At 69.3% G+C, this 23,645-nt stretch carries 26 protein-coding genes and 1 tRNA gene; 12 read left to right on the forward strand and 15 right to left on the reverse strand.

The genetic code is table 11. The features are described from left to right. The first annotated feature begins 11 nt into the window (after positions 1 to 11). Together ACW175_RS23605 and ACW175_RS23610 are read left to right on the forward strand one after the other, a co-directional pair. Positions 12 to 2,210 (forward strand): 3-hydroxyacyl-CoA dehydrogenase NAD-binding domain-containing protein, encoded by a 2,199-nt coding sequence (locus ACW175_RS23605; protein ID WP_492102340.1) that lies wholly within the window; start codon positions 12 to 14, stop codon positions 2,208 to 2,210. 131 nt (positions 2,211 to 2,341) lie between these two features. Continuing rightward, complete coding sequence (locus tag ACW175_RS23610) at positions 2,342 to 2,992, forward strand: hypothetical protein (protein ID WP_492102341.1); 651 nt, start codon at positions 2,342 to 2,344, stop codon at positions 2,990 to 2,992. Between the two features lie 108 nt (positions 2,993 to 3,100). On the opposite strand, the gene ACW175_RS23615 is transcribed toward ACW175_RS23610, so the two are convergent. From ACW175_RS23615 to hemC, 6 genes are all read right to left on the reverse strand, one after another. Then, a complete protein-coding gene (locus ACW175_RS23615; RefSeq protein ID WP_492102342.1) occupies positions 3,101 to 3,400 on the reverse strand; it encodes a hypothetical protein in 300 nt (99 codons plus the stop codon). A 71-nt stretch (positions 3,401 to 3,471) separates the two neighbouring features. Next, positions 3,472 to 3,547 (reverse strand) — tRNA-Thr (locus ACW175_RS23620). A 40-nt stretch (positions 3,548 to 3,587) separates the two neighbouring features. After that, entirely contained in the window at positions 3,588 to 5,132 is a 1,545-nt protein-coding gene (locus ACW175_RS23625; RefSeq protein ID WP_492102343.1) for a heme biosynthesis protein HemY, read from the reverse strand. Next, the gene (locus ACW175_RS23630) at positions 5,129 to 6,022 is read right to left on the reverse strand and encodes a COG4223 family protein (protein WP_492102344.1); all 894 of its coding nucleotides are present in this window, start codon (positions 6,020 to 6,022) and stop codon (positions 5,129 to 5,131) included. The genes ACW175_RS23625 and ACW175_RS23630 overlap by 4 nt, the downstream gene beginning before the upstream one ends. Before the next feature lie 45 nt (positions 6,023 to 6,067). Next, on the reverse strand, positions 6,068 to 6,754 hold the full coding sequence (locus ACW175_RS23635) for a uroporphyrinogen-III synthase (protein WP_492102345.1): 687 nt from the start codon (positions 6,752 to 6,754) through the stop codon (positions 6,068 to 6,070). Between the two features lie 4 nt (positions 6,755 to 6,758). Next, positions 6,759 to 7,727: a hydroxymethylbilane synthase gene (gene hemC, locus ACW175_RS23640; RefSeq protein WP_492102346.1), complete on the reverse strand. Its 969-nt coding sequence runs from the start codon at positions 7,725 to 7,727 to the stop codon at positions 6,759 to 6,761. Between the two features lie 71 nt (positions 7,728 to 7,798). Here hemC and tsaD point away from each other — a divergent pair, with 71 nt between their 5' ends. The 7 genes from tsaD to ACW175_RS23675 all read left to right on the forward strand — a co-directional run bounded on the left by tsaD (position 7,799) and on the right by ACW175_RS23675 (position 13,942). Continuing rightward, positions 7,799 to 8,902: a tRNA (adenosine(37)-N6)-threonylcarbamoyltransferase complex transferase subunit TsaD gene (gene tsaD, locus ACW175_RS23645; protein WP_492102347.1), complete on the forward strand. Its 1,104-nt coding sequence runs from the start codon at positions 7,799 to 7,801 to the stop codon at positions 8,900 to 8,902. After that, the gene (locus ACW175_RS23650) at positions 8,899 to 9,894 is read left to right on the forward strand and encodes an NAD(P)H-dependent glycerol-3-phosphate dehydrogenase (protein WP_492102348.1); all 996 of its coding nucleotides are present in this window, start codon (positions 8,899 to 8,901) and stop codon (positions 9,892 to 9,894) included. The genes tsaD and ACW175_RS23650 overlap by 4 nt, the downstream gene beginning before the upstream one ends. A 19-nt stretch (positions 9,895 to 9,913) precedes the next feature. Continuing rightward, complete coding sequence (locus ACW175_RS23655; RefSeq protein ID WP_492102349.1) at positions 9,914 to 10,198, forward strand: YciI family protein; 285 nt, start codon at positions 9,914 to 9,916, stop codon at positions 10,196 to 10,198. A gap of 2 nt (positions 10,199 to 10,200) precedes the next feature. Beyond that, complete coding sequence (locus ACW175_RS23660) at positions 10,201 to 10,566, forward strand: Rieske (2Fe-2S) protein (RefSeq protein ID WP_492102350.1); 366 nt, start codon at positions 10,201 to 10,203, stop codon at positions 10,564 to 10,566. Between the two features lie 51 nt (positions 10,567 to 10,617). Then, positions 10,618 to 11,184: an Hcp family type VI secretion system effector gene (locus tag ACW175_RS23665; RefSeq protein ID WP_492102351.1), complete on the forward strand. Its 567-nt coding sequence runs from the start codon at positions 10,618 to 10,620 to the stop codon at positions 11,182 to 11,184. A 57-nt stretch (positions 11,185 to 11,241) separates the two neighbouring features. Then, entirely contained in the window at positions 11,242 to 12,018 is a 777-nt protein-coding gene (locus ACW175_RS23670) for a class I SAM-dependent methyltransferase (RefSeq protein ID WP_492102352.1), read from the forward strand. 127 nt (positions 12,019 to 12,145) lie between these two features. Beyond that, positions 12,146 to 13,942, forward strand: coding sequence for a methyl-accepting chemotaxis protein (locus tag ACW175_RS23675; RefSeq protein ID WP_492102353.1), 1,797 nt, complete (start codon positions 12,146 to 12,148; stop codon positions 13,940 to 13,942). On the opposite strand, the gene moaC is transcribed toward ACW175_RS23675, so the two are convergent. The 5 genes from moaC to moaA are packed head-to-tail and all read right to left on the reverse strand — an operon-like array spanning position 13,939 to position 16,734. Beyond that, positions 13,939 to 14,418, reverse strand: coding sequence for a cyclic pyranopterin monophosphate synthase MoaC (moaC, locus tag ACW175_RS23680; RefSeq protein WP_492102354.1), 480 nt, complete (start codon positions 14,416 to 14,418; stop codon positions 13,939 to 13,941). The genes ACW175_RS23675 and moaC overlap by 4 nt on opposite strands. A 13-nt stretch (positions 14,419 to 14,431) precedes the next feature. Beyond that, positions 14,432 to 14,983: a molybdenum cofactor biosynthesis protein B gene (gene moaB, locus ACW175_RS23685; protein ID WP_492102355.1), complete on the reverse strand. Its 552-nt coding sequence runs from the start codon at positions 14,981 to 14,983 to the stop codon at positions 14,432 to 14,434. A gap of 12 nt (positions 14,984 to 14,995) precedes the next feature. After that, positions 14,996 to 15,451: a molybdenum cofactor biosynthesis protein MoaE gene (locus ACW175_RS23690; protein ID WP_492102356.1), complete on the reverse strand. Its 456-nt coding sequence runs from the start codon at positions 15,449 to 15,451 to the stop codon at positions 14,996 to 14,998. Continuing rightward, entirely contained in the window at positions 15,448 to 15,687 is a 240-nt protein-coding gene (locus ACW175_RS23695) for a MoaD/ThiS family protein (RefSeq protein ID WP_492102357.1), read from the reverse strand. Before ACW175_RS23695 ends, ACW175_RS23690 begins: the two co-directional genes overlap by 4 nt. A gap of 3 nt (positions 15,688 to 15,690) precedes the next feature. Further along, positions 15,691 to 16,734 (reverse strand): GTP 3',8-cyclase MoaA, encoded by a 1,044-nt coding sequence (gene moaA / locus ACW175_RS23700; protein WP_492102358.1) that lies wholly within the window; start codon positions 16,732 to 16,734, stop codon positions 15,691 to 15,693. 29 nt (positions 16,735 to 16,763) lie between these two features. On the opposite strand from moaA, the gene ACW175_RS23705 reads away from it, so the two are divergent. Next, a complete protein-coding gene (locus tag ACW175_RS23705) occupies positions 16,764 to 17,384 on the forward strand; it encodes a nucleotidyltransferase family protein (protein WP_492102359.1) in 621 nt (206 codons plus the stop codon). A gap of 46 nt (positions 17,385 to 17,430) precedes the next feature. Here the strand turns inward: ACW175_RS23705 and ACW175_RS23710 are convergent, their stop codons facing one another. From ACW175_RS23710 to ACW175_RS23720, 3 genes are all read right to left on the reverse strand, one after another. After that, the gene (locus ACW175_RS23710) at positions 17,431 to 17,655 is read right to left on the reverse strand and encodes a hypothetical protein (RefSeq protein WP_492102360.1); all 225 of its coding nucleotides are present in this window, start codon (positions 17,653 to 17,655) and stop codon (positions 17,431 to 17,433) included. Between the two features lie 175 nt (positions 17,656 to 17,830). Further along, positions 17,831 to 20,026, reverse strand: a complete 2,196-nt coding sequence (locus tag ACW175_RS23715; protein ID WP_492102361.1) for a xanthine dehydrogenase family protein molybdopterin-binding subunit — start codon at positions 20,024 to 20,026, stop codon at positions 17,831 to 17,833. Then, entirely contained in the window at positions 20,023 to 20,553 is a 531-nt protein-coding gene (locus tag ACW175_RS23720; RefSeq protein ID WP_492102362.1) for a (2Fe-2S)-binding protein, read from the reverse strand. Before ACW175_RS23720 ends, ACW175_RS23715 begins: the two co-directional genes overlap by 4 nt. Before the next feature lie 153 nt (positions 20,554 to 20,706). Here ACW175_RS23720 and ACW175_RS23725 point away from each other — a divergent pair, with 153 nt between their 5' ends. After that, complete coding sequence (locus tag ACW175_RS23725) at positions 20,707 to 21,021, forward strand: MliC family protein (protein ID WP_492102363.1); 315 nt, start codon at positions 20,707 to 20,709, stop codon at positions 21,019 to 21,021. A gap of 27 nt (positions 21,022 to 21,048) precedes the next feature. Then, positions 21,049 to 21,942, forward strand: coding sequence for an NAD(P)-dependent oxidoreductase (locus tag ACW175_RS23730; RefSeq protein ID WP_492102364.1), 894 nt, complete (start codon positions 21,049 to 21,051; stop codon positions 21,940 to 21,942). Here ACW175_RS23730 and ACW175_RS23735 read toward each other — a convergent pair. Beyond that, complete coding sequence (locus ACW175_RS23735; RefSeq protein WP_492102365.1) at positions 21,939 to 23,579, reverse strand: MFS transporter; 1,641 nt, start codon at positions 23,577 to 23,579, stop codon at positions 21,939 to 21,941. The two genes, ACW175_RS23730 and ACW175_RS23735, sit on opposite strands and share 4 nt — an antisense overlap. Between the last annotated feature and the right edge of the window lie 66 nt (positions 23,580 to 23,645).

Genomic DNA, 23,645 nt, shown 5'->3' on the forward strand with positions numbered 1-23,645 from the left:
ACCTGACACCTATGGAAAACTTCAAGATCGAGGTCGATTCCGACGGCGTGGCCCTGGTCACCTTCGACGTGCCCGGCCGCTCGATGAACACCCTGACCGCTTCGGTCATCAAGGAAATCGGCGACGTCGTCGATCGCATCAAGAGCGACGAGACCATCAAGGGCGCCGTCATCACCTCGGGCAAGACGACCGGCTTCTGCGCCGGCGCCGACCTTGGTGAGCTCGGCGGCAGCGGCGGTCTCGGCGGCGGCAAGCCGGGCGAAGAGGGCCTGAAGGCCGCCTTCGAGGCCGGCTTCGCGCTGAACAAGGCGTTCCGCGCCCTGGAGACCTGCGGCAAGCCTGTGGCCGCGGCCGTCAACGGCCTGGCCATGGGCGGCGGTCTCGAGATCACCCTGGCCTGCCACTATCGCGTGGTCGCCGACAATCCGAAGATCCAGCTGGCCCTGCCGGAGGCCAAGGTTGGCCTGCTGCCGGGCGCCGGCGGCACCCAGCGCCTGCCGCGCCTGATGGGTGTGATGGCCGCCGCGCCTTACTTGCTCGAAGGCAAGTCGATGAAGCCCGCCGAGGCCCTGGCCAACAAGGTCGTGCACGAGGTCGTCCCGGCCGACCAGGTGGTCGAGGCCGCCAAGACCTGGGTCAAGACCAAGGGCGACCCCGTCGCGCCGTGGGACAAGAAGGAGTTCAAGCTCCCGGGCGGCGGTCCCTACACCCCGACCGGCAGCCAGGTCTTCGTCATGGGCAACGCCATGCTGCGCAAGCAGACCTACGGCAACTACCCCGCGCAGCTGAACATCATGAAGGCGGTCTATGAAGGCACGCAGGTGCCGTTCGACGCCGCCCTGCGGATCGAGACCCGCTACTTCCTGAAGACCATGATGACGCCCCAGGCCAAGGGCATGATCCGCACCCTGTTCCTCTCCCTGCAGGAGCTGGGCAAGGGTTCGGGCCGTCCCGCCAGTGTCCCGCACTACGACGTCAAGAAGGTCGCCGTCCTGGGCGCCGGCATGATGGGCGCGGGCATCGCCTATGTCCAAGCCATGGCCGGCATCGAGAGCGTGCTGATCGACCAGACGCAGGAAGCCGCCGACAAGGGCAAGTCCTACGCCGAGGGCCTTGTCAAGAAGGCCGTCTCGCGCGGCAAGATGACCCAGGAAAAGGGTGAGGCCATCCTCGCCCTGATCACCCCGACCACCGACTATAGCCTGGTCAAGGGCTCGGACCTGGTCGTGGAAGCCGTGTTCGAGAACCGCGACGTGAAGGCCGAAGTGACCAAGAAGGCCGAGGCCGAACTGGCCGAGACCGCCATCTTCGGCTCCAACACCTCGACCCTGCCGATCACCGGCCTGGCGAAGGCCTCGGTGCGTCCGGCCTCGTTCATCGGCATCCACTTCTTCTCGCCGGTCGACAAGATGGGCCTGGTCGAGATCATCATGGGCGAACAGACCAGCCAGGAAGCCCTGGCCAAGTCGATCGACTACGTCCTGAAGATCAAGAAGACCCCGATCGTCGTCAACGACAGCCGCGGCTTCTACACGTCGCGCTGCTTCGGCACCTTCGTGCAGGAAGGCCTCGAAATGCTGGCCGACGGCATCGCGCCGGCGATCATCGACAATGTCGGCCGCGCCACGGGCATGCCCCGGGGTCCGCTGGAAATGAACGACGATGTCGCCCTGGACCTTGGCTACAAGGTCACCCAGCAAACCAAGAAGGACCTCGGCGACAAGTTCGAGGACCGTCCGTTCGCCCCGATCATCGAGAAGATGGTGGTCGAGCTGCAGCGCTTTGGCCGCAAGAACGGCAAGGGCTTCTACGACTACCCGGAGAACGGCCCGAAGGTTCTGTGGAAGGGCCTTTCCGACCTCGCCCCGGTGAAGATCGCCGACGCCGACCAGGCGCTGATCCAGGAGATCCGCACCCGCCTGCTCTACCGTCAGGCCGTCGAAGCCGCCCGTTGCTTCGAGGAGGGCGTCATCGTCGACCCGCGCGAGGCCGATGTCGGCGCCATCCTGGGCTGGGGCTTCGCGCCCTGGACCGGCGGTCCGATCAGCCTGATCGACGGCGTCGGCGCCAAGGCCTTCGTCGAGACATGCGACGCCCTGGCCCAGAAGTACGGCAAGCGCTTCGCGCCGCCGGCCCTGCTGCGCGAGATGGCCGAGAAGGGCGAGACCTTCTACGGCCGTTTCGGCGTCAAGGCGCAGGCGGCGGCTTAAGCCTCCAGTCTCATCGCTGAAACAAGGAAAGGCCCGATAGAAGCATCGGGCCTTTTTCTTGTCCCGCACGGCCACGCTCGCGCCGTATCGCGCGCATACCCCTATCCAGCGCCGCGGCGCCTGGAGATATCATGAGTACGGCGATCGCCATCGGAACCTGGCGGCGCCCCTCACGGCGGGATCTGCGGCGCAACCTCACGGCCCTGGGCGCGGTTCTGGCGGCTCACGTCCTTGTGCTGCTGGCCCTGGTCTCCGGAGCGCGCTGGCTGCCGCAACTGGTCGAACCGCCGGTCATCGAGGCGCAACTGCTGGACGCACCGTCCCGAGCCGTCGATGCGCCCGCGCCCGCCCCGGTCGCGCCGGACCGAACCCGGCGAAGCGCTGTCTCGCCCCCGCTGCCCTCGCCGACAATCATTCCGGTCCCGCCCACGACCGCCAAGACCTCGGGCCCGCCAGCGATCGTCGCCCCTCCCGGCTTCACCGCCCGCAAGCTGGTCGAACAGAGCGACCAGACCCGCGACAGCCTGCGCGAAAGCCTGGGTTGCCGGCACGAGAAAGCCGTCGCCCTGAACCGCGACCAGAAGGCCGCGTGCGCCGAGGCCGACGGCCAGCGTTCGCGCACCGCGCCGATGTACGCCGCCATCGACCCGGACAAGAAGGCGGCCTTCGACGGCGACTGCGCCAAGGACGACGACTGGTGCCTCTATCGCGTAGGAAAGGGGCCGTATCCCGGGATCTTCGCCCTGGGCAAGAAGAAGAAACGCAAGGGCTGGGACGACTGAGGCCGGCTAGAGCATTTTCCGATCGGACTGGATCGGTGAAATGCTCTAGCCCTTTGTTTTAACGCATTTTCTGACGACGAACCGGTGTCCACTTCGTCGGAAAATGCCCTAGGACTTGCTCACATCCATGCCCAGCGTTGGGCCAATCCCGTCGGGATGGTCGCCGAAATAGTGGTTCCCGCCTCGCTTTTTCGCCAGCGCTTCCAACCGACCCCGCAAGCTGTCGTCCAGCTGCAAGGTCGGTCCGTCCGCCGGATCCTCGCCCTCATCCAACGGAATCGCCGCCGCGATCACCTGCCGCAGCCGCTCGCCAAACCGGGCGTCGTCGGCACCGCCCTCTTCGGGCGGAGCGTCGAGAAAGCCCATGACTTCCTCGAGGGCGGTATCGTCGTCGACGCGATCGGACATGCGGAACTCCTTCAAGACACGAACGGAGCCGTCGTGGCGAGAGTTCCGAATTTCAAATGGGAAAGAAGAAATGGTGCCGCCTAGGTGACTCGAACACCTGACCTACGCATTACGAATGCGCCGCTCTACCGGCTGAGCTAAGGCGGCCCACGCACCCCGAAGCAGAGCTCCAAGGCGAAGGGAGCGCCTATTTAGCGGCGCGCGAGCCACTTGCCAAGCGCCGTCTTGCACCAGAATTGCGACGGGGCGCCGGACCGCCTTCCGGAGGGTCGGAAATCGGCGGCGCGTCGAACACGCCAGGATCGTCCGGGACGGGCATCAGGGCCCCGCCGGTCTCGGCCGCGCGGATGAATGGCGTCGACGCCGCGTAGTCCGCATAGGCCGAAGGCAGCTCGGGCAGGTCGTTCATCGTCCGCTCGCGGCGTTCGTGTCGCGGATGGATCAGCTGGCCGGTCTCGCCGTAGCTGCCGACGAGGCGGGCCCAGTCCTCGGGGTGATAGGCGAAGGCGCGGCCTTCGGGGTCGAGGTCGGACCAGTCGGCTTCCTGCGGGGCCTCGATACCCCGGGCGATCCACGCGCGGGCCTCGTCGGCCTCGCCGTTGGCGGCGGCGACGCGAGCCATCAGGCCGGCGAAGCGGGCCGTGGGCGCCTCGGCGTCCAGCAGGCGGGCGGCGGCGCGAGCGGCGATGGGGTCGCCGCCGATCAGGGCGCTCTCGACGCGCAGGATGCGGCTCTCGCGGGCCTCGGGCTTCAGGGCGGCCAGAGAGGCCAGCCGCTGACCGCGGGCCTTGGGGGTCTCGTTGGTCTTCAGGTCGCGATAGGCCAGCCACAAGGCCGGGTGCGGTTCGGCCTTCCAGGCGGTCTCGATCAACTGGCCAGCCTTGGCGACCTTGCCGTCATCGGCCAAGAGGCGGGCGGCCATCACCACCCCGGGGGCGAAGTCGGGCTTCAGCTTCACCGACTGGGTCGCGAAGTCGAGCGCTTGGGCGCGGACCTTGGGCTCGACGCTGTTTTCCAGGCTGGCGGCCGAAGCGGCCAGAAGCGCGGCGCGGCTGCGGTCGGCGACGGCCGGCGAGACGATCTTGCGCTCCAGGGCGCCCTGGACGAGGTCCAGCGCCGCGGCCCAGTCGCCGACCTCCAACCGGGCCTCCAGCAGGGCGCGCCAGGCCCAGCGGGCGGTGCGGGCCAGGCCGTAGGCGGTCTCGGCGTGACCAATCGCGGCCGAGCGGTCGCCCTCGGCCTGCGCCGCCTGCATCAGGCCGCGCAGGCCGGCCAGGCGCATTTCGGGAAAGCCGAGCATGGCGTTGTAGGCGCTCTTGGCCGCGCCCAAGTCGCCGGCCGCCTCGGCCGCCTGGGCGGCCAGCACGCGCACCAGGGCCGGGGCGTCCTCGGCCAGTTCGGCGGACTTCTGGGCCAGGCGGCGGGCCTCGGAGCCGTCGCCGGCGGCGACCGCGAGGAAACCGCGCGACAGAGCCTCGATCGCCGATTTGCGCTTGGCCTCGGCGCGCGCGCGCGCGGCGCGGCGCGGCGCCTCGACGATCCAGATGACGCCCCGCCACAGCAGGGTGAACAGCAGGGCCGACAACAGGGTCAGCAGGGCCGCCGCCGCGGCGGTCATCTCGATGCGCCAGCCCATCCAGTCCAACGCCGCGCGGCCGGGCTCGCCGGTCAGGGCCAGGACCGTGACCGCGACCGCGGCCACGAGGAAAAGGGCGAAGGCGACGCGGGTCATGGTTGCCCCTGGGATCCGGTCCGCGCGACGCGAGACAGGTCGGTCAGGGCGTCGGCGCGGATGGCCGCCACGTGGCGGTCGATCTCGATGCGGCGGTTGGCGGCGTTGATCCACGGCGCCAGCACCACGCGGGCGGCGTCGGGCAGCGGGTCCAGAGCCTCAACCGCGCCCTCGACATCGCCATCGTCCAGCAGGGACTGGGCGCGAGCCAGCATGGCGTCCGGCGTCGAGCCGGTGGTCGACCCGACGTGGCGGATCGAAACGATGCTGGAGAGGGCGTAGCGGATCCGCGAGAACAGGTCGGCGTCCGGGCCAGGATTGCGCGAGGCGCTGGCGGCGCGGCCGGCCAGGGCCCCGAACTGCACGGCCAGGCCGGCTCGGGTCGGGGCGCCCTTGGCGGCCAGGTCGCTCAGCCCGCGGAGGTCCGGCGAGGGCGGGAGCACGCGCTGCAGACCGGCCAGTTCCTGGCCGAACGGGCGCGAGGTCTCGGTGGCCTCCGCGAGCGCCGAAACCGCCAGGGCGGCGGTCGCCGCGTCGGTCACGCTTTTCTGGCTGGCTTCCAGGGCGGCGATTCGGCCGTCCAAGCGCTGCAGATCGGCGGCCGGCGGGGCCACGGCGCTGGTCCCGGTATCGACCGGCAGGGCCGAGCCCGTGGCGACACGGTCGGCGACGGCGTGCGGGCTGGGCTCGGCGGAGACCGCGCCGTCGGCCGGCGCGGCCGTGGCCTTGAACAGAGTCGGGCCGTAGTGCGCGACGCCCGCGCCCAGGGCGACGCACAGCACACAGAGGACCAGCCAGATCCACACGCCGGGACCCATCACACGGCGACGGGCGTACAGCGCCGGGTCGCTGGGGGCGACGATTTCAGCGGGATCGGGGACGGCGTTCATGAGGTCCATTCGTGCCCCAGGCCGCGACGCTTCGCAACGTCGTGCTTAGCTATTGAGCAGGTCCAGGAGGGCGGATTCGTCCGGACGCGGCGCGAAGGTCACAGACCCGGGTTCGGCGATGCCGCGCAGAGGGGCGGCGACGGCCTCGGAAAGGCACAAGAAGCGCAGCGCCGACGCGGGCCGTTCGCGCAGCATGGCCGCAAGGACCCGGGCCGCGCGGGGCGAATGCAGCAGCGCCGTGGCGGGCGCCTCCAGCCGCGCGAAGGTCTCGTCGGATGGGACGCGTTCGAGGGTCTCGTAGACCGCCACGCCCTTGGCCATCACCCCTCGGCCGCGCAGCATGCCGACAAGATCGCCGGCCGGCTCCCGGGCCCCCGCCCAGAGCACCGGCCCAGAGGCCCCGGCGGCGATCAGTTCGCAGAGATCCTCGACATCGCCGTCCGCGCTGGAGACGGACGCGAAACCCTCGGCTTGCGCCGCCTTGGCGGTGGCCCGGCCGACCGCGAACACCGGCAGGCCGCGCGTGTCCGACAGCCGCGCGAAAGCCTCGACGCCGTTGGCGCTGGTGAAGGCCAAGGCGGTGATATGGGAAAGATCGAGCTCGGTATGCAGCGCCTCGACCTCCAGCAGGGGGTCGACGATGGCCTCGAAGCCCAGGCCTCGCACGCGTTCGGCCGTGGCCAGGGCGCCGGGACGGGCGCGCGTGATCCAGACCGGCGCGCCCGCGCTCATGCCCCTACTCCGGCAGCAGGATGGCGTCGCCGCCTTCCAGGCGGACCTCGGCGCCGAGCTCCAGGCCCAGGGCGCGCGCTTCGGTGATGTCATCCGCGCCGGAGAGGATCGTCTCGTCCTGGCGGCGGAAGCGCTGGGCGCCGTCCGGGGTCAGGGCCTCGACGATCAGGGTCAGGCGCGAGCCGTCCAGCACGGCGCGGGCGCCGATGGCCGTGCGGCACGAGCCTTCCAGGGCGTAGAGCGCGCCTCGTTCGGCGGCGACGGCGAGGGTGGTTTCGCGGCAGCTGACGGCCTGCAGCCAAGGGGCGTGGGCGTCTTCCAGGCGGGTCTCGATGACCAGAGCGCCCTGGCCCGGCGCGGGCGGGGCGGCGTCGGGGTCGAGCCAGCTCTTGGTGATATGACCCAGCCCCAAGCGGTTCAGGCCAGACTGGGCCAGCAGGATGGCGTCGGCCTCGCCGCGTTCCAGCTTGGCAAGGCGAGTATCGACATTGCCGCGCAGCATGACGATCTCGAGATCGGGCCGCACGTGCAGGGCCTGGGCCTGGCGACGCAGGGAAGCTGTGCCGAGGCGCGCGCCCTTCGGCAGGTCTTCCAACCGCTCGCAGATATTGCTGATGAAGGCGTCGCGCGGATCCTCGCGCTCGGGCGTGGCGGCCAGGATCAGACCCGGCGGCAGCTCGGCCGGCATGTCCTTCAGCGAGTGAACGGCGCAGTCGATGCGGCCGTCCAGCAGGGCTTCCTCGATTTCCTTGGTGAAGAGGCCCTTGCCGCCGATCTCCATCAGCCGACGATCCTGGATGCGGTCACCGCTGGTGACGATCGGGATCAGCGGAGCGGCCGCCTCGATCTCTTCACGAGAGGCGTCGAACGGAACGCCCAGCGCATGCGCGATCCGCGCCTGCATCAGCCCCGACTGGGCCAGGGAGAGCTTGGAGCCACGCGCGCCGATACGGATGGGAGGTTGCCGGGACACGGTCGGAACGTTACCTGCGGAGACAAGATTTCATCTTCGCTGCTACAGGAGCGGCGGGAAGCCCGCAACGAATGACTATCCTTACGGATTCTGCACTCACCATTCTCGGCCTGGAGACCAGCTGCGATGAGACCGCGGCATCGGTCGTGCGCCGCGCGCCGGACGGTACGGTGACGGTGCTGTCCTCGGTCATCGGCACCCAGTTCGAGCAGCACGCCCCTTTCGGCGGCGTGGTGCCCGAGATCGCCGCTCGCGCCCATGTGGAGTCGATCGACGCCATCGCCGCCGAGGCCATGCGCGCCTCGGGCCTGGGCTTCGACCAGCTGGACGGCGTCGCCGCCACGGCCGGTCCAGGCCTGGTCGGCGGGGTCATGGTCGGCCTGGCGTTCGGCAAGGCCGTGTCGCTGGCGCGAGGCTTGCCGCTGATCGCCGTCAATCACCTGGAGGGCCACGCGGTCTCGGCGCGCCTGGGCGCCGACATCGCCTATCCGTTCCTTCTGTTGCTGGTCTCCGGCGGCCATTGCCAGCTGCTGGAAGTCTCCGGCGTCGGGGCCTGCAGGCGCCTGGGCACCACGATCGACGACGCGGCCGGCGAGGCCTTCGACAAGATCGCCAAGAGCCTGGGCCTGCCCTATCCGGGTGGTCCCGCCCTGGAGAAGCTTGCGGTCGGCGGCGACGCGGCGCGCTACGCCCTGCCCCGCGCCCTGCTGGGCCGCAAGGACTGCGACTTCTCGTTCTCTGGCCTGAAGACCGCCGCCGCGCGAATCGCCGAGACCTTGACGACCGACAATGAGCGCCGGGATCTCGCGGCCGCCGTCCAGGCCGCCATCGCTCGCCAGCTGTCCGAGCGGGTCGACCGGGCCATGAAGCTCTACAAGGATAGCCACCACGCGGCGGATCTGCGCTTCGTCGTCGCCGGCGGCGTGGCCGCCAATGGCGCGGTGCGCGCGGCCCTGCTGGCCGACTGCGAGAAGAATGGCTTCTCGTTCGCCGCCCCGCCGCTGGCCTATTGCACCGACAACGCCGCCATGATCGCCCTGGCCGGGGCCGAACGGCTGGCCCTGGGGATTTCCGACGACCTCGACGCCGTGGCCCGTCCGCGCTGGCCGCTGGACGAAGCCGCGGCGCTGGCCAACCCCGCCAACGCCTACGGACGCAAGGGAGCCAAGGCATGACCTTCCACCATGTAGGCGTCATCGGCGCCGGCGCCTGGGGCACGGCCCTGGCCCAGGTCTGCGCTCGCGCCGGTCTCCAGGTCACCTTGCAGGCCCGCGAGCCCGAGGTCGTGACGGCCGTCAACGAACGCCATGAGAACGCGGTGTTCCTTCAGGGAATCTCGCTGGAGCCATCGATCAGGGCGGTTACCGACCTGGTCGGCCTCGCCGACTGCGATCTGATCCTGGCCGTGGCCCCGGCGCAGCATCTGCGCGCGGCCCTGGGCGCCTTCGCCCCGCACCACAAGGCCGGTGCGCCGATCGTGCTGTGCTCGAAGGGCGTCGAGCAGGGCTCGCTGAAGCTGATGACCGAGGTGGCGGCCGAGGCCCTGCCCGGCGCGCCGATCGCGGTCCTGTCCGGCCCCAGCTTCGCCGGCGAAGTGGCGCGGAACCTGCCCGCCGCCGTCACCCTGGCCTGCGAGGACGAGGCTCTGGGCCGCGCCATCGCCGAGGCCATCGCCATCCCGACCTTCCGCCCCTACACGGCCAACGACCTGATCGGGGCCGAGGCCGGCGGCGCGGTGAAGAACGTCCTGGCCATCGCCTGCGGCATCGTCGAAGGCAAGGGCCTGGGCCGCAATGCCCACGCCACGGTGATCACCCGCGGCTTCGCCGAGCTGACCCGCCTGGCCGTAACCCTCGGGGCCAAGCCCGAGACCGTCGCCGGCCTCTGCGGCCTGGGCGACCTGGTCCTCACCTGCTCCAGCCCGCAGTCGCGCAACATGAGCGTTGGCCTGGCCCTGGGCCAAGGCCTGACCCTGGAACAGGCCCTGGCCGGCAAGGTTTCGATCGCCGAAGGCGTCGCCTCGGCCCCGGCCGTCCGCGCCCTCGCCCGCAAGGTCGGGGTCGAGGTTCCGATCTGCGAAGCCGTCGCCGCCATCCTGGCCGGCGAGGTCGAGGTCGACGCCGCCATCGCGGGCCTGCTCTCGCGACCGCTCAAATCCGAAGCCTGAACCCACAAAGGACCGCCGCATGGCCCTCTTCGTCGTCTACTGCAAGGATAAGCCCGGCGCCCTCGAGACGCGCATGGCGACCCGCCCGACCCATCTCGACTATCTGAACGGCGCGGGCCTGGTGAAGGCAGCCGGCCCGCTACTGGACGACGCCGGTTCGCCCATCGGCTCGATGCTGATCGTCGAGGCCGAGGACCGCGCCGCCGCTCGGACCTTCGTCGACAACGACCCATACACTCTGGCCGGCCTGTTCGAGAGCGTCGAGATCCAGAGCTGGCGCGTGGGTGTCGGCTCGATCGGCTAAGCTTGCGCACCGACCCGGAAAATCCCGCCCGTCCCGCGCCGGGGACAGTGCTCTGCGCGCTGGACGAGATCGCCTCGCCCGGTTCGAGGGGCTTCCGCTGGCGTGAGGGCGACGCGATGTTCGCCGGCTTCGTGGTGCGCAAGGACGAGCGGGTGGTCGGCTATCTCGACAGCTGTCCGCACGCCGGATGGCCGCTGGCGGGCTTCGCCGGCCGTTACCTGACCCGCGAGAACGACCTGATCCTGTGCGCCGGCCACGCGGCCCTGTTCAAGATCGAGGACGGGGCCTGCGTGGCCGGTCCCTGCCCCGGCGACAAGCTGTTCCCGTGGCCAGTCGAGGTCCGCGACGGCCAGATCGTGGTCGCCTGATACTCGCCGATAGGCTTAAGATGCGGGACAAACAACCGTGAGGCTCGAGCCATGGATCTGATTCTGCTAGAGCCGGGCGATCAGAGCCTGTTTGGTAGCCCTGGCGGACCCGACTGGAGCCAAGGCGAGTCGCTGATCGATCCCGGCTGGCACTTGGCCAATATCGGTCGATGCATCGAACTGGTGTCCATGCACCAGGGCATGAAGCAGCAGATCAGCACCGATGTCTCGGCCAACGCCAGGGCCTCGGGCCGGCCGATCATCACCGAGTTCACCTGCGTCAAGTACGTCGACCAGACCTCGGTCAAGCTCTACGAACACTGCCTCGGCGCCAAGCCCATAGGGATCGGCGCCGAGCAGCCCACCAAGCTCTACATCGCGCGAAATTCCGGCGACAAGACCGCGAACATCATCACCGTCTCCCTGCGCGACGCAATCGTCAGCGAGATCCAGCTCCAGTCGCACCCCGACGACATGCCGACCGAGCAGTTCAAGCTGAATTTCACCGAGATCCTCTGGACCTACACGATCCAGAATACCGACCTAGCGACGGCGGAGACTATCTCGGCCGGCTGGAGCCTGACCAGGAACAGGCCGATCACGGCGTTCACCGACTGAGCCCTTCCTTAAGACCTTCCTGCGCAAATTCCCCGCAACCGATTGTAGGGAACGACCATGGCCGCCGCCGACATGCACTTCGACGCCGAGACCGTCACCCACCGCGCCGGTCTGGCGAAGCTGCGCTCGCTGACCAAGATCAATCCGCGTCTAGCCACCACCCTGGCCAAGACCATGCTGGGCGGCCAGCGCGATCCGGCCGTGGTCGATGCGTTCAACGCCCATGCCGAACAGGCCGGCTTCGAGTTCACCTCGACATGGGCCAGCAACAACATCCCGTTCGTGGCCCCGTTGCTACGCGACTTCGCTGGCAAGCGTCCCGCCGGCGAAACGATTCGGTACATGGAGATCGGCGCCTATGAGGGCCGCAACCTGGCCTTCATGGACTGGCTGTTGCCCCAACGCCTGGCCGTCACGGTCATCGATCCCTGGTTCGACGAGGCCCTGAACCCGGAAGAGAAGTACCACGCGGTCGAGCCGCGCTTCCGTCGCAACATGGCCAAGTGCGGCTTCAAGAGCCTGGACACCCATAAGGGTTTCTCGACCTACGTCCTGCCCCAGATGCTGGAGCGGAACGAACAGTTCGACCTCATCTATGTCGACGGCAGCCACACGGCCCTGGCCGTGCTGATCGACCTGTGCTTCTGCGCCAGCCTGCTGAGCGTGGGCGGCATGATGGTGCTGGACGACTACTGGCACGACATCAGCGAGATCGGCGGCCCGGGCGTGAAGCAGGCCGTCGACCAGTTCCACGCCGCCTTTGGCCGCTATTTCGAGGTCGCCGCCGTCTACAGGCAGGTCGCGTTGGTGAAGACCGCCGACATCCCGCGTTAGATCGACCACCGATCGCCGAACGCGACCTTATGTCGCCGCTCCGACACAGCCCCGGTTAACACCCGTTAGACATGTCGTCGCGCATTCTTTCCCGCGAGATTTGCGATGCGTCGCGGGGAGATACCATATGGCGTCATTGGCTCAGAAGGTCATGGGAGCGGCGGCCGGCGCGGCGTTGCTTTGCGCGGCCACCGCCGGGACGGGCCTGTGGGTGGCGATCAGCCTCGACTCGGCCCTGACCCGGTCCGAGGCCTCTGCGAAGATTCTGAGGCTGCACATGCACGCCGACATGATGCACGACGCCCTGCGGGCCGACGTCATGGGCGCTATCATGTCCTCCGACCCGGGCCTGGGCGTTGACATCAAGGCCGTCCGCGCCGATCTGGCCGAACATACCGAAGCCTTCAAGACCGACATCGCCACCAGCGGCCGTCTGGCGCAGGACCCGGCCGTGAAGGCCGCGCTGGCCGATGTCGCGGCCCCGTTGGCGACCTATATCGCCTCGGCCGGCGAGATTGGCGGCCAAGCCGACACCGACCCGGCCGGCGCCCGCGCCAAGCTGCCGGGCTTCGCGAAGCAGTTCTCGGCGCTCGAAACCAAGATGGAGGAGGCCTCGACCAAGATCGAGGCCGCCGCGACCGGCGACGCCAAGGCGGCCAAGTCGATGAGCCTGCTGGGCCAGGTCGTCATGGGCGCGCTGCTGCTGGTCGCCGCCGCCTTCGCCGCCGTTCTGATGATCGCCGCCCAGAAGGGCCTGGTCGCGCCGCTGGCGCAGATCACCAGCGCGCTGCGTCGCCTGGCGGCCGGCGACCTCTCGGTCGCGCTGCCACGGGCGCACGGCAAGGACGAGATCGGCCAGATGACCGAAGCCCTGCGGACCTTCCACGACACCATCGAGGCCCGCCGCAAGGAGCTGGAGGCCGCCGACGTCCGCGACACGCTGGAGATCGAGCGCCGCGAGGCCGAAAAGCGCCGGGACGAGGCCGAAGCCACCCAGAAGGCCGTCGTCGACAGCCTCGGTCGGGCGCTGAAGCACATGTCCGAGGGCGACCTCTCTCACCGGATCGACCAGACCTTCCCGGCTGGCTACGAGAAGCTGCGCGTGGACTTCAACATCGCCGTCGAGACGCTGTCAGGCGTCATCGCCGCCTCTCTGGGCGCGGTGAAAGCGATCCATCGCGGAACCGCCGAGATCACCGCCGCGGCCGACGACCTGTCGGGCCGCACCGAGAACCAGGCCGCCAGCCTCGAGGAAGCCGTCGCCGCCCTCGACGAGATCACCAGCACCGTGCGCCTCACCGCCGAGGGCGCCAACCGCGCGCGGAAGGTGGTTGAACGGGCCCGCGGCGCCGCCGACGCCTCGGGCTCGATCGTCACCCAGGCCATTGAGGCGATGGGCGCGATCGAAAAGTCTTCGGCCCAGATTGGCCAGATCATCGGGGTGATCGACGAGATCGCTTTCCAGACCAACCTCCTGGCCCTCAACGCCGGCGTCGAGGCGGCGCGGGCGGGTGAAGCCGGTCGCGGCTTCGCGGTGGTGGCCCAGGAAGTCCGGGCCCTGGCGCAGCGTTCGGCCGACGCCGCTCGGGAGATCAAGACGCTGATCAGCGCCAGCACGGTCGAGGTCGGACAGGGCGTGGACTATGTCGGCAAGACCGGCGAAGCCCTGCGCGCCATCGCCGACGAAGTCGATCAGATCGACAGCTTGGTAGGCGACATGGCCGCCTCGACCCAGGAACAGGCGCGCGGCCTGGCCGAGGTCAACACCACCATGAACCAGATGGACCAGGTCACGCAGCGCAACGCGGCGATGGTGGAACAGACGACCGCCGCCAGCCATGCTCTGGCGGAGGAGGCGACGCGGTTGGCCCAACGGATGGGTGAACTGCGGATCGCGAGCGAGGGGCAGCGTAGGGCGGCCTAGGTCGGCGGCCCCGCCTTCCACGCCCCCGACTTGCCCCCGGTCTTCTCGATCAGCCGCACGGCTTCGATGACCATGCCCTTCTCGGCCGCCTTCAGCATGTCGTAGATCGTCAGGCAGGCCACCGACACCGCCGTGAGGGCCTCCATCTCGACGCCCGTCGGGCCCGTGGTCCTGACCCGCGCGGTCACCGACATCCCACCGTCGCCCGGCTCGACCTCGACCACCACCTTCGACAAGGCCAGGGGGTGGCATAGCGGGATGAGGCTTGACGTCTGCTTGGCGGCCATGACGCCGGCCAGCTCGGCCACGGCGCGGACATCGCCCTTGCGGCCCGAACCCGACACCGCCAGGGCCAGGGTCTCGGCGCTCATCCGCACGAAGCCCGTCGCCACGGCCTCGCGCGCCGTCGCCGGCTTGTCGGAGACGTCGACCATGCGGGCGCGGCCCTGAGCGTCGATATGGGTGAGCTTGCTCACGGTTCGAGGCGCCTCATTGTTCTAGAAGTCGGGGCATCAGCTCGACCATGTTGCAGGGCTTGTGGCGGCTGTCCAACTGCGCGGAAATGACCTTGTCCCAACCGTCGCGCACCGCCCCGTTGCTGCCCGGCAAGCAGAAGACAAAAACGCCGTCGATCAGCCCGGCCGTGGCGCGCGACTGCAGGGTCGAGAGGCCCACCGAGGCGTAGCTGACCAGGTGGAAGATCACCGAGAAACCGTCGATCTTCTTGTCGAACAGCGGTTCCAGCGCCTGGGGGGTCACGTCGCGGCCGGTGAGACCGGTGCCGCCGGTGGTGACAATGGCGTCGACGGCCTTGGCGTCGATCCAGTCGCGAACCCGCTGGCGAATCTGCTCGACGTCGTCGCGGACCACCGCCCGGCCGCCCAGTTCGTGGCCGGCGGCCTTGACGCGGTCGACCAGGATCTGACCCGAGGTGTCGCTCTCCTCGTCGCGGGTGTCGGAGATGGTCAGCACGGCGACGCGGACCGGCTTGAACGGTAGGTCCGGCTTGATCCCGCCGCCCGGCTTCAGCGCTTCGGTCATTCCGCTCTCCATTCAATCCCAGCGTTGCGCGTCGGTCCTATCGCGGTCCGTCGGCTCGATCCAGCGCGCGCCGTCCGGCCCGTGCTCCTTCTTCCAGAAGGGCGCGCGGCTCTTGAGGTAGTCCATCAGGAAGTCGCAGGCCTCGAAGGCCTCGCGGCGATGGCCGGCGGCGGTGGCGACGAAGACGATGGCCTCGCCGGGCCCGACACGCCCGATGCGGTGGACGACATGGACGTCCTGCAGCTTGAACCTTTCGACCGCGACCTGGGCGATCTCGCCGATCGCCGCGTCGGTAAAGCCGGTATAGGCCTCCAGCTCCAGCGCCGCCGCCGCCCCCTGTTCGGCGCGGGCCAGACCGACGAAGGTGGCCACGGCGCCGGTCTCCTGGCGATGGGCGCAGAAGGCGGTGACGAGCGCTCCGGGCTCGAACGGCTTGTCGGCCAGGGTGACGGTGGGGGTGACGATCATCCGCCGCTCATGGGCGGCAGGAAGGCGACCTCGGTGACGGCGGTCAGGGCCGCCTCGCCCCGCACCAGGGCCTTGTCGACGGCGACCTGAACGCCAGGGCCGCGGAGCGCCTCGCCGAGTTCGGGATCGTCGGACGTCAGCATCGCGCGCAGGGCGGCCAGATCGCCGGCCTCGACCACGCGCTCGCGCCAGCCGGCCTGGTCGGCCAGGCGTCCGAACAGCAAAACCCGAGCCATCGCCTAACCGCCCGTCGTCGACATGTGACGCGCCACGGCCGGCCGGGCGATCTGGAAGTCGTGACCTTTCGGCTTGGACCCGATCGCCGCGAAGATCGCTTCGCGCAGCTCCGGGTCGGTCGCCCCCCCACGCATCACCGCGCGCAGGTCACTGGCGTCGTCGCGGCCCAGGCACGTGTGCAGGGTGCCGGTGCAGGTGAGACGCACCCGGTTGCAGGTGTCGCAGAAATGGTTGCTGAGCGGCGTGATCAGCCCCAGCCGCCCACCGGTTTCGGCCACCCGGACATATCGGGCGGGACCGCCGGTGGCGTGGTGGATGTCCTCCAGCGACCAGAACGACGACAGGTCGCGGCGGACGTCCTGCAGCGACAGATACTGGTCGGTGCGATCCTGGTCGACCTCGCCCATCGGCATGGTCTCGATCAGGGTGATGTCGCAGCCACGCGCATGGGCCCATTGGATCAGGTCGGGCAGCTCGGCGGCGTTGTCGGCCTTCAGGGCCACGGCGTTGATCTTGACCGCGATCCCGGCCGCCCTGGCCGCGTCGACGCCGGCGATCACCCGGGCGAGGTCGCCGCCCCGCGTCAGCGTGCGGAAGAGGTCTGGTTTCAGCGTGTCCAGCGAGACGTTGATCCGCCGCACGCCATGGCGCGCGAGGTCGGCGGCGTAGCCTTCCAGCTGGGTGCCGTTGGTGGTCAGGGTCAGCTCATCCAGCGCCCCCGACCGCAGGTGGCGCGACAGGCCAGCGACCAGGGTCATGAAGCCCTTGCGCACCAGCGGCTCGCCGCCGGTCAAACGCAGCTTGCGCACGCCCAGGCCGACGAAGGTCGAGGCCAGGCGGTCCAGTTCCTCCAGCGTCAGCACTTCGGCCTTCGGCAGGAAGGTCATGTGCTCGGACATGCAATAGAGGCAGCGCAGGTCGCAGCGATCGGTGACCGAAACGCGCAGATAGGTGACGGCGCGACCGAACCCGTCGATCAAAACCGGGCTTGGCGACGGGGCGATCGCGTGAACCGCTTGCGCGGGGCTGTCGTCATAGGGCGTCATGTCTGACTCTAAGGTAGGCGCTGGAGCCCATGACGCAAAGCGATACAAAGGGGTTAGACGCCATCGTACTGGCGGCGGGTCGCGGCGTGCGCTTTGGTGGCGGCAAGCTGCTGGCCGTGCTGGATGGCGCGCCGCTGGTGGCGCACGCCTTGCGCACCGCCTTGCTGTCGCCCGTGCGGCGGGTGTTCGTGGCGGTCGCCGATCCCGCGGTGCGCGCGGCCGCCGAGGCCACGGCCCAGCGGCTGAAGGCCTCGGAACGGCTGGTGGTGGTCGCGGTCGAGGACGCCGACGAGGGTATGGCCGCTTCGCTGCGGGCGGCGCTGGCGGCCCTGCCCGACGATACGGCGGGCGTCTTCGTGTTCCTGGGCGACATGCCGGCCGTGGATCCCGCGACGCCGGCCACGCTGGCCCGGGCCCTGGAGAGTGAGCACCACATTGTCGCGCCGCTGTATCTGGGCCGTCGCGGCCATCCGGTGCTGTTCGGCGCGACCTGGCTGCCGGCGCTGCGGGCGCTTTCCGGAGACGAAGGCGCCCGCGCCCTTCTGGAGAACGCGGGCGCCCGGTTGGCGCGGATTCCCGTGCAAGATCCGGGGATCCACCTCGACGTGGACCGACCCGAGGACCTAGCCCGCGCCATCGAAGGCCGCTGAAGCCGGACTGTCGCCAAGGGTCCGACGACGACCTCGCCATTGAATTTCAGTGTGGCGGCTCCTCCTCGCCGATCAGGATGCGCTTGATCTCCGCGATCAGCCGCAGGGCAGCCGCGCAGTCGCCGCGCTCCTGCAGGGCAGCCAGCTTGGGCAGCAGCACGCGCAGGATCCGCCGATGGTCGGCGCTTATTCCGACGAGGTTGCGCTTGAATTCGGCGGTGTCCTCGGCGTCGGCGAGCGCGTCGAGGTCGGGATCGAAGCGCTCCCTCATCGGCCTGTCTCCAGGCGCGCAGGGTGGCCATTGCGACGGAAGCTGCCAGGCCGCCGAATCCCCCGCTCGCGCGGGGTAAGCTTTTCGAACGCGGTACTGACGCCCTGAACCATGGCGCCAGGATGATCGGCGAAATTGTTCCCGTCTAGCGAGCTAAACGAGAAGTTTCAGCTTCTCAGGTTTCCGAGCGCACGAAGGGCAGGCGCGTGGTCGCCGTCTTGTTCAGGGCGAACAAGGCGTTGGCCACGGCCGGACCAATGACCGGCGTGCCGGGTTCGCCGACCCCGCTGGGGGGATTGCCGGAGGGCACGATATTGGTTTCGACCATCGGCGCCTCATTTAACCGCAGCACGCGGTAGCGGTCGAAATTGGTCTGGTCGACCTGACCGTCGGTCAGTGTCACCTCGCCGAACAGCGCCGCCGACAGGCCATAGCAGGTCCCACCCTCCATCTGGGCGGCGATCTGGTCGGGCGAGATGGCGACGCCGCAGTCGATGGCGGTGACGACGCGGCCGACGCGCGGGACGCCGTCCTCGAGCTTGACCTCGGCCACCTGGGCGACCACCGAACCGAAGCTCTCATGCACCGCCACGCCGCGCGTCCAGCCGACCGTGGGGGCCGAGGCCTTCTCGACCGCCAGGTTCAGGGCCGCCAGGTGCCGGTCGGCCCCGGCCTTGGCGTAGAGCGCCCGACGGTATTCGATCGGGTCCTTGCCGGCCTTGGCGGCCAGCTGATCGATCGTGTGCTCCATGACGAAGGCGGTGTGGGTCGCGCCGACCGAGCGCCACCACAGCACCGGCACGCCGACGTCCGGCAGGGCGACCTGGGCGTCGACGATCGGCGTGGCCTTCAGGTAGGGCGAGCCCGCCGTACCCTCGATCGCCGTCTGGTCGGGACCCTTGCCGGCCGGCATGGGCGAGCCCTTCATGATCGACTGGCTGACGATGCGGTGGCGCCAGGCGGCGGGATAGCCGTCCTTGTCCAACCGCACCTTCACGGCGTGGATGGTCAGCGGCCGGAAATAGCCGGCCCGCATGTCGTCCTCGCGGGTCCAGACCAGCTTCACCGGCCGGCCCTTGCCGACCTTCTTGGCGATGTGGACGCACTCGGCGACATAGTCGGACTGGAAGTTGGCGCGCCGGCCGAACGAGCCGCCGGCGAACAGGGTCTCGATCTCGACCGAGCCCGGCAGGCAGCCGACGATCTTGGCGGCGGCCAGCTGGTCCAGGGTCTGGCCTTGCGAGCCGAAGGTCAGCTTGACCTTGCCGCCGTCCACCGCCGCGACGCAGTTCATCGGCTCCATGGTGGCATGGGCCAGGTACGGGAACTCGTAGGTGGTCTCGAACACCTGCTCGCCCGCCTTGGGGGCGGCGTTCAGCACGTTGGCGTCGCCGCGCTGGTCGAAGGCCTCCCACTTGGCCTCGGTGTTCTTGCCGGCCGCGACGTCCTTGAAGAGCTGGGCGATGGCGGCCGAACCGCGTTTCTCGGCCTTTTCCTCGTCCCATTCGAGCTTCAGCGCCTCGCGACCCATACGCGCGGCGTAGGTGTTCTGGGCCACCACGGCGACACCGGTCGGAATCTCGAAGACGTCGACCACGCCCGGGACCTTCTTGGCGTCGGCGGCGTCGAGGCTCTTCAGCTTGGCTCCGAAGCGGGGACCATGGGCGACCACCGCCGTCAACATGTCGGGCAGGCGGACGTCCTGGGTGTAGCGCGCCGTGCCGTCGCTCTTGGCCTGCGAATCCTTGCGGCGCACCCGGGCGGTGCCGATCAGGGTGAAGGTCTTGGGGTCTTTCAGCTTGACGTCGGTGGCGGCCGGCACCTTGGCGGCGTCGGCGAGAAGTTCGCCGAACCCGGCGGTCTTGCCCGAAGTGTGGGTGACAACGCCGTCCTTGACCGTGATCTCGCCGACCGCGACGTTCCATTTGTTGGCGGCGGCCTGGACGAACATGGCCCGCGCGCCGGCGCCGGCCTTACGCAGTTGCTCCCAAGAGTTGGAGATCGCCGACGAACCGCCGGTCAGCTGCGCGCCGAGAGCGCCGTTGGCGTAGAGCTTGGCGTTGGCCGGCGCCTGCTCGACCTGGACCTTGGTCCAGTCCGCGTCCAGCTCCTCGGCGACGATGGCGGCGAGGCCGGCATGATTGCCTTGGCCGAACTCGATGTGCTTTGAGATCACTGTCACCACGCCGTCAGGCGCGATCTTGATGAACGGCCCGAAAGCCCCGACCTCGACCTTGGAGCCGGCGCTCATGATGTCGGCCGGCGAGCAGCCGACCAACAGCGTCCCGCCGACCAGGGCCGAGGCGACGACCACGTCGCGGCGGCTGGGCTGGGCTTGCGCCAGGTCCTTCGGATTGACGGGGGCGTTCATCGGCCAGCTCCGCGGTTGGTGGCGCCAGAGGCCGCGACGATGGCCTCGTCGATGTCGGCGTGCTTGTCGCCCTGCGGCGGACCGAAGTCGGCCGCGTCCTTGATCGCCGCGCGAATGCGCTGATAGGCGCCGCAGCGGCAGATGTTCCCGGCCATGGCGTTGTCGATGTCCTCGTCCGAGGGCTTGGGCTTCTGAGCCAGCAGGGCGCAGGCCGACATGATCTGACCCGACTGGCAGTAGCCGCACTGCGGCACGTCGTGACGCACCCATGCCTGTTGCACCGGATGCTGGCCGCCGAGGCCCTCGATGGTGGTGATCTTAGACGTCCCGACCGCCTCGATCGGCGTCACGCACGAGCGGATCGGCTGGCCGTCCAGATGCACCGTGCAGGCCCCGCACTGTGCCATGCCGCAGCCGAACTTCGTGCCGGTCATGCCCAGTTCATCGCGCAGGACCCACAGCAATGGGGTCTCCGGCGCGGCCTGGATCGTGGTCGGCTTGCCATTGATGTCGAGCGTCACGGCCATGCGCATGTGTCTCCTGCCTTGCCGCAAACCTAACACTGTTCAGTCGCGTGGGAACAGCCAGCCGCCGAAAAACCCGTCCGCGGACGCGAAGGCGGGCGGGCGCCGTCTTCGAAACCCGCTATGCTTTGGCCGTATCGTCTGGAGGTCCCCGTCTTGCGCCGCGTTCTCGTCGCCTTCGTCCTGCTGGCCGTCACTGTCGCCGGTTGCGCCACCGTCGCTCCGATGGACTCCACCGACGCGCCGATCCGCTACAGCTGCAAGGCCGGCAAGCGGTTCACCAGCGCCTACGCCCTGCACGGCAGGAAGGTCGTGGTCACCGCCGGCGGCGCGACCAAGACCCTGAAGCTGGCCCGCTCGGCTTCTGGCGCGCGCTATACGGCCGGCGACGCCGAGCTGTGGAGCAAGGGCGCGGACGCCGTGCTCAAGGGCTTCCCCGGCGGTCCCTACGCCGATTGCCGCTCCCAATAGATTTGGCGCAAGAGTTCGAGGTTGCCGTTGGATTCCTTCCCCGCCTACTTCCCCCTGACCGGCCGCAAGGTGGTGATCGCCGGTTCGGGCGACGCGGCCGACGCCAAGGCGCGCCTGTTCGAGGGCTCGCCCGCCACGATCATCCGCCTGGACGGCCACGAGGCCTATCTGCCGGGCGCCTATAGCGGCGCGATCCTGGCCTTCATCGCCAGCCAGGACGAGGTCTTCGTGCAGGCCGCCGCCGGCGCGGCGCGGGCGGCGCGGGTGCTGGTCAATGTCGTCGACCGGCCCGAGCTCTGCGACTTCAACACCCCCGCGGTGATCGACCGGGGCGAGGTGGTGGCGGCCGTCGGCACCGGCGGCTCCGCCCCGGTTCTGGCCACCATGCTGCGCAACGATATCGAGGCCCAGGTCCCCGAGGGCACGGGTCGGGTCGCCGCCCTGCTGCGAAGGTTCCAGAGCGAGGTGCGCGGCGCGCTGCCGGCCCTGCACGAGCGTCGGGCCTTCCTGCGCGACGCGGTGCTGGGCGAGGCGGCCCAGGCCGCCCGCGACGGCGACATGGAAAAGGCCGGTCAGCTGTTCCGCGAGGCCCTGGCCAAGGGCGCGGCCCGCAAGGGCGTGGTGCGCTTCATCGCCGGCAAGGGTCCGGCCGATCTGCTGACCCTGCGCGCCAGCCGGGCCCTGGGCGCGGCCGACGTCCTGGTCCTGGATGGCGACGCCGAGCCGGAGGTCGTGAGGATGGCCCGCCGCGACGTCGAGCGCCTGGACCCGTCACAGGCCGACGCCGATCACCTGGTCCAGCTGGCCCGCGAAGGCCGCCAGATCGTCCGGCTGATCACCCACGCCGTCGACCCGGCCCTGGTCCACGCCCTGACCCAGGCCGGCGTCGCGGTCGAGGTGCTGCCCGCCGCCTCTGCCTAATCCAGAGACCGCCCCTTGGTCTCCGGCAGCAGGAACGCCGTGGTCAGCACGCTGATCAGGGTGAAGGCGATCGGGTACCAGAGGCCGGCATAGATGTTGCCGACCGCCGTCACGATGGCGAAGGCGAAGAACGGCACGAAGCCGCCAACCCAGCCCGTGCCGATGTGATAGGGCAGCGACAGGGCCGTGTAGCGCACGCGCGTCGGGAACAGCTCGACCAGGCAGGCCGCCAGCGGACCGAACAGGGCCGTCGCCCCGATCACGAACACGAACAGCACGACCAGCATCAGCGGCTTGTTCATCCGCGCCGGGTCGGCCTTGGCGGGATAGCCGGCCTTGGCCAGAGCGGCCTTGATCCGCGCCTCGACGCCGCTCTTCACCGCCTTGACCTCGGCCTTGGCCAGCCCCTTGGCGCTCCTGGAGACGATCTCGACGCCGCCGATCTTCATCACCGCCACCGAACCGGCCGGAGCCTTCTGGTTGGCGTAGGAAACGCCGGCGTTGGCCAAGGTGCTCTTGATGATGTCGCACGACGTCACGAAGGCGGCCTTGCCGACGGGATCGAACTGCAACGAGCAGTCCTTGGGATCGGCCACGACCACGACCGGCGATTTCGCCGAGGCCTCGGCCAGAGCGGGATTGGCGGCTCGTTCCAGCAGGTGGAAGCCGGGGAAATAGAACAGCAGGGCCAGGGTCATGCCGCCCAGCATCACCGGCTTGCGGCCGATCCGGTCCGACAGCCAGCCAAAGACGACATAGAACACCGCGCTGATCGCCGTGGCGGTCATCATCACGCCGTTGATCGTCGCCGCGTCGACCTTCAGGAACTTCTCCATGAAGGTCTGGACGTAGAAGAAGCTAGTGTACCAGACCGCCCCTTGCGCGCACATCATCGACAGGAAGGCCAGGATGACGAGCTTGAGGTTCTTCCACTGGCCGAACGCCTCGGCATAGGGCGCCTTGGAGGCTTGGCCCTCTTCCTTCATGGCGGCGAAGGCGGGGCTCTCGGTCAGCTTCATGCGCATCCAGACCGAGACGCCCAGCAGGCCGATCGAGACGGCGAACGGGATGCGCCAGCCCCAGACGTCAAAGGCTTCGGCGCCAACGGCCGCGCGCGTCCCCATGATCACCAGCAGGGCGCCGAACAGGCCGAACGCGGCCGAGGTCTGCACCCACGAGGTCGACCAGCCGCGCTGGTTCGGCGGCGAGTGCTCGGCGACGTAGATCGCCGCCCCGCCATACTCGCCGCCCAGGGCGAAGCCTTGAACGCAGCGCATCAGGATCAGCAGGATCGGCGAGATGATGCCGGCCTGCTGATAGGTTGGCAGGAAGGCGATGGCGAAGGTGGCGCCGCCCATCAGCAGCACCGTGGCCAGGAACGCGCCCTTGCGGCCGGCCTGATCGCCGATCTTGCCGAACACCAGGGCGCCCAGCGGCCGGAACGCGAAGCCGACGCCGAACAGGGCCAGCGCCGCGATATAGCCGGCGGTGTCGTTGAGGCCGGCGAAGAAGGTCTTGGAAATGACCTGGGTCAGGCTGCCGAAGATGAAGAAGTCGTACCACTCGAAGGCCGTGCCGGCCGAAGAGGCCGCGACCACCGTGCGCATCGACGCGCGTTCCTGACCTGCTTCGGCCATCTCATTCCCCCGTTATTTGGACCCTGCTTAGCGTGGTTCAGGGCTCGGGGAAAAGGGGCGTGGAAA

It is taken from the genome of Caulobacter sp. FV1ye6ST (assembly GCF_058681225.1).

Bases quoted from the DNA above. Each gene is read 5' to 3' on its own strand.
- ACW175_RS23605 (WP_492102340.1), top strand. From the start codon at position 12: ATGGAAAACTTCAAGATCGAGGTCGATTCCGACGGCGTGGCCCTGGTC.
- ACW175_RS23610 (WP_492102341.1), top strand. From the start codon at position 2,342: ATGAGTACGGCGATCGCCATCGGAACCTGGCGGCGCCCCTCACGGCGG.
- ACW175_RS23615 (WP_492102342.1), bottom strand. From the start codon at position 3,400: ATGTCCGATCGCGTCGACGACGATACCGCCCTCGAGGAAGTCATGGGC.
- ACW175_RS23625 (WP_492102343.1), bottom strand. From the start codon at position 5,132: ATGACCCGCGTCGCCTTCGCCCTTTTCCTCGTGGCCGCGGTCGCGGTC.
- ACW175_RS23630 (WP_492102344.1), bottom strand. From the start codon at position 6,022: ATGAACGCCGTCCCCGATCCCGCTGAAATCGTCGCCCCCAGCGACCCG.
- ACW175_RS23635 (WP_492102345.1), bottom strand. From the start codon at position 6,754: ATGAGCGCGGGCGCGCCGGTCTGGATCACGCGCGCCCGTCCCGGCGCC.
- tsaD (WP_492102347.1), top strand. From the start codon at position 7,799: ATGACTATCCTTACGGATTCTGCACTCACCATTCTCGGCCTGGAGACC.
- ACW175_RS23650 (WP_492102348.1), top strand. From the start codon at position 8,899: ATGACCTTCCACCATGTAGGCGTCATCGGCGCCGGCGCCTGGGGCACG.
- ACW175_RS23655 (WP_492102349.1), top strand. From the start codon at position 9,914: ATGGCCCTCTTCGTCGTCTACTGCAAGGATAAGCCCGGCGCCCTCGAG.
- ACW175_RS23665 (WP_492102351.1), top strand. From the start codon at position 10,618: ATGGATCTGATTCTGCTAGAGCCGGGCGATCAGAGCCTGTTTGGTAGC.
- ACW175_RS23670 (WP_492102352.1), top strand. From the start codon at position 11,242: ATGGCCGCCGCCGACATGCACTTCGACGCCGAGACCGTCACCCACCGC.
- ACW175_RS23675 (WP_492102353.1), top strand. From the start codon at position 12,146: ATGGCGTCATTGGCTCAGAAGGTCATGGGAGCGGCGGCCGGCGCGGCG.
- moaB (WP_492102355.1), bottom strand. From the start codon at position 14,983: ATGACCGAAGCGCTGAAGCCGGGCGGCGGGATCAAGCCGGACCTACCG.
- ACW175_RS23690 (WP_492102356.1), bottom strand. From the start codon at position 15,451: ATGATCGTCACCCCCACCGTCACCCTGGCCGACAAGCCGTTCGAGCCC.
- ACW175_RS23695 (WP_492102357.1), bottom strand. From the start codon at position 15,687: ATGGCTCGGGTTTTGCTGTTCGGACGCCTGGCCGACCAGGCCGGCTGG.
- moaA (WP_492102358.1), bottom strand. From the start codon at position 16,734: ATGACGCCCTATGACGACAGCCCCGCGCAAGCGGTTCACGCGATCGCC.
- ACW175_RS23705 (WP_492102359.1), top strand. From the start codon at position 16,764: ATGACGCAAAGCGATACAAAGGGGTTAGACGCCATCGTACTGGCGGCG.
- ACW175_RS23710 (WP_492102360.1), bottom strand. From the start codon at position 17,655: ATGAGGGAGCGCTTCGATCCCGACCTCGACGCGCTCGCCGACGCCGAG.
- ACW175_RS23715 (WP_492102361.1), bottom strand. From the start codon at position 20,026: ATGAACGCCCCCGTCAATCCGAAGGACCTGGCGCAAGCCCAGCCCAGC.
- ACW175_RS23720 (WP_492102362.1), bottom strand. From the start codon at position 20,553: ATGGCCGTGACGCTCGACATCAATGGCAAGCCGACCACGATCCAGGCC.
- ACW175_RS23735 (WP_492102365.1), bottom strand. From the start codon at position 23,579: ATGGCCGAAGCAGGTCAGGAACGCGCGTCGATGCGCACGGTGGTCGCG.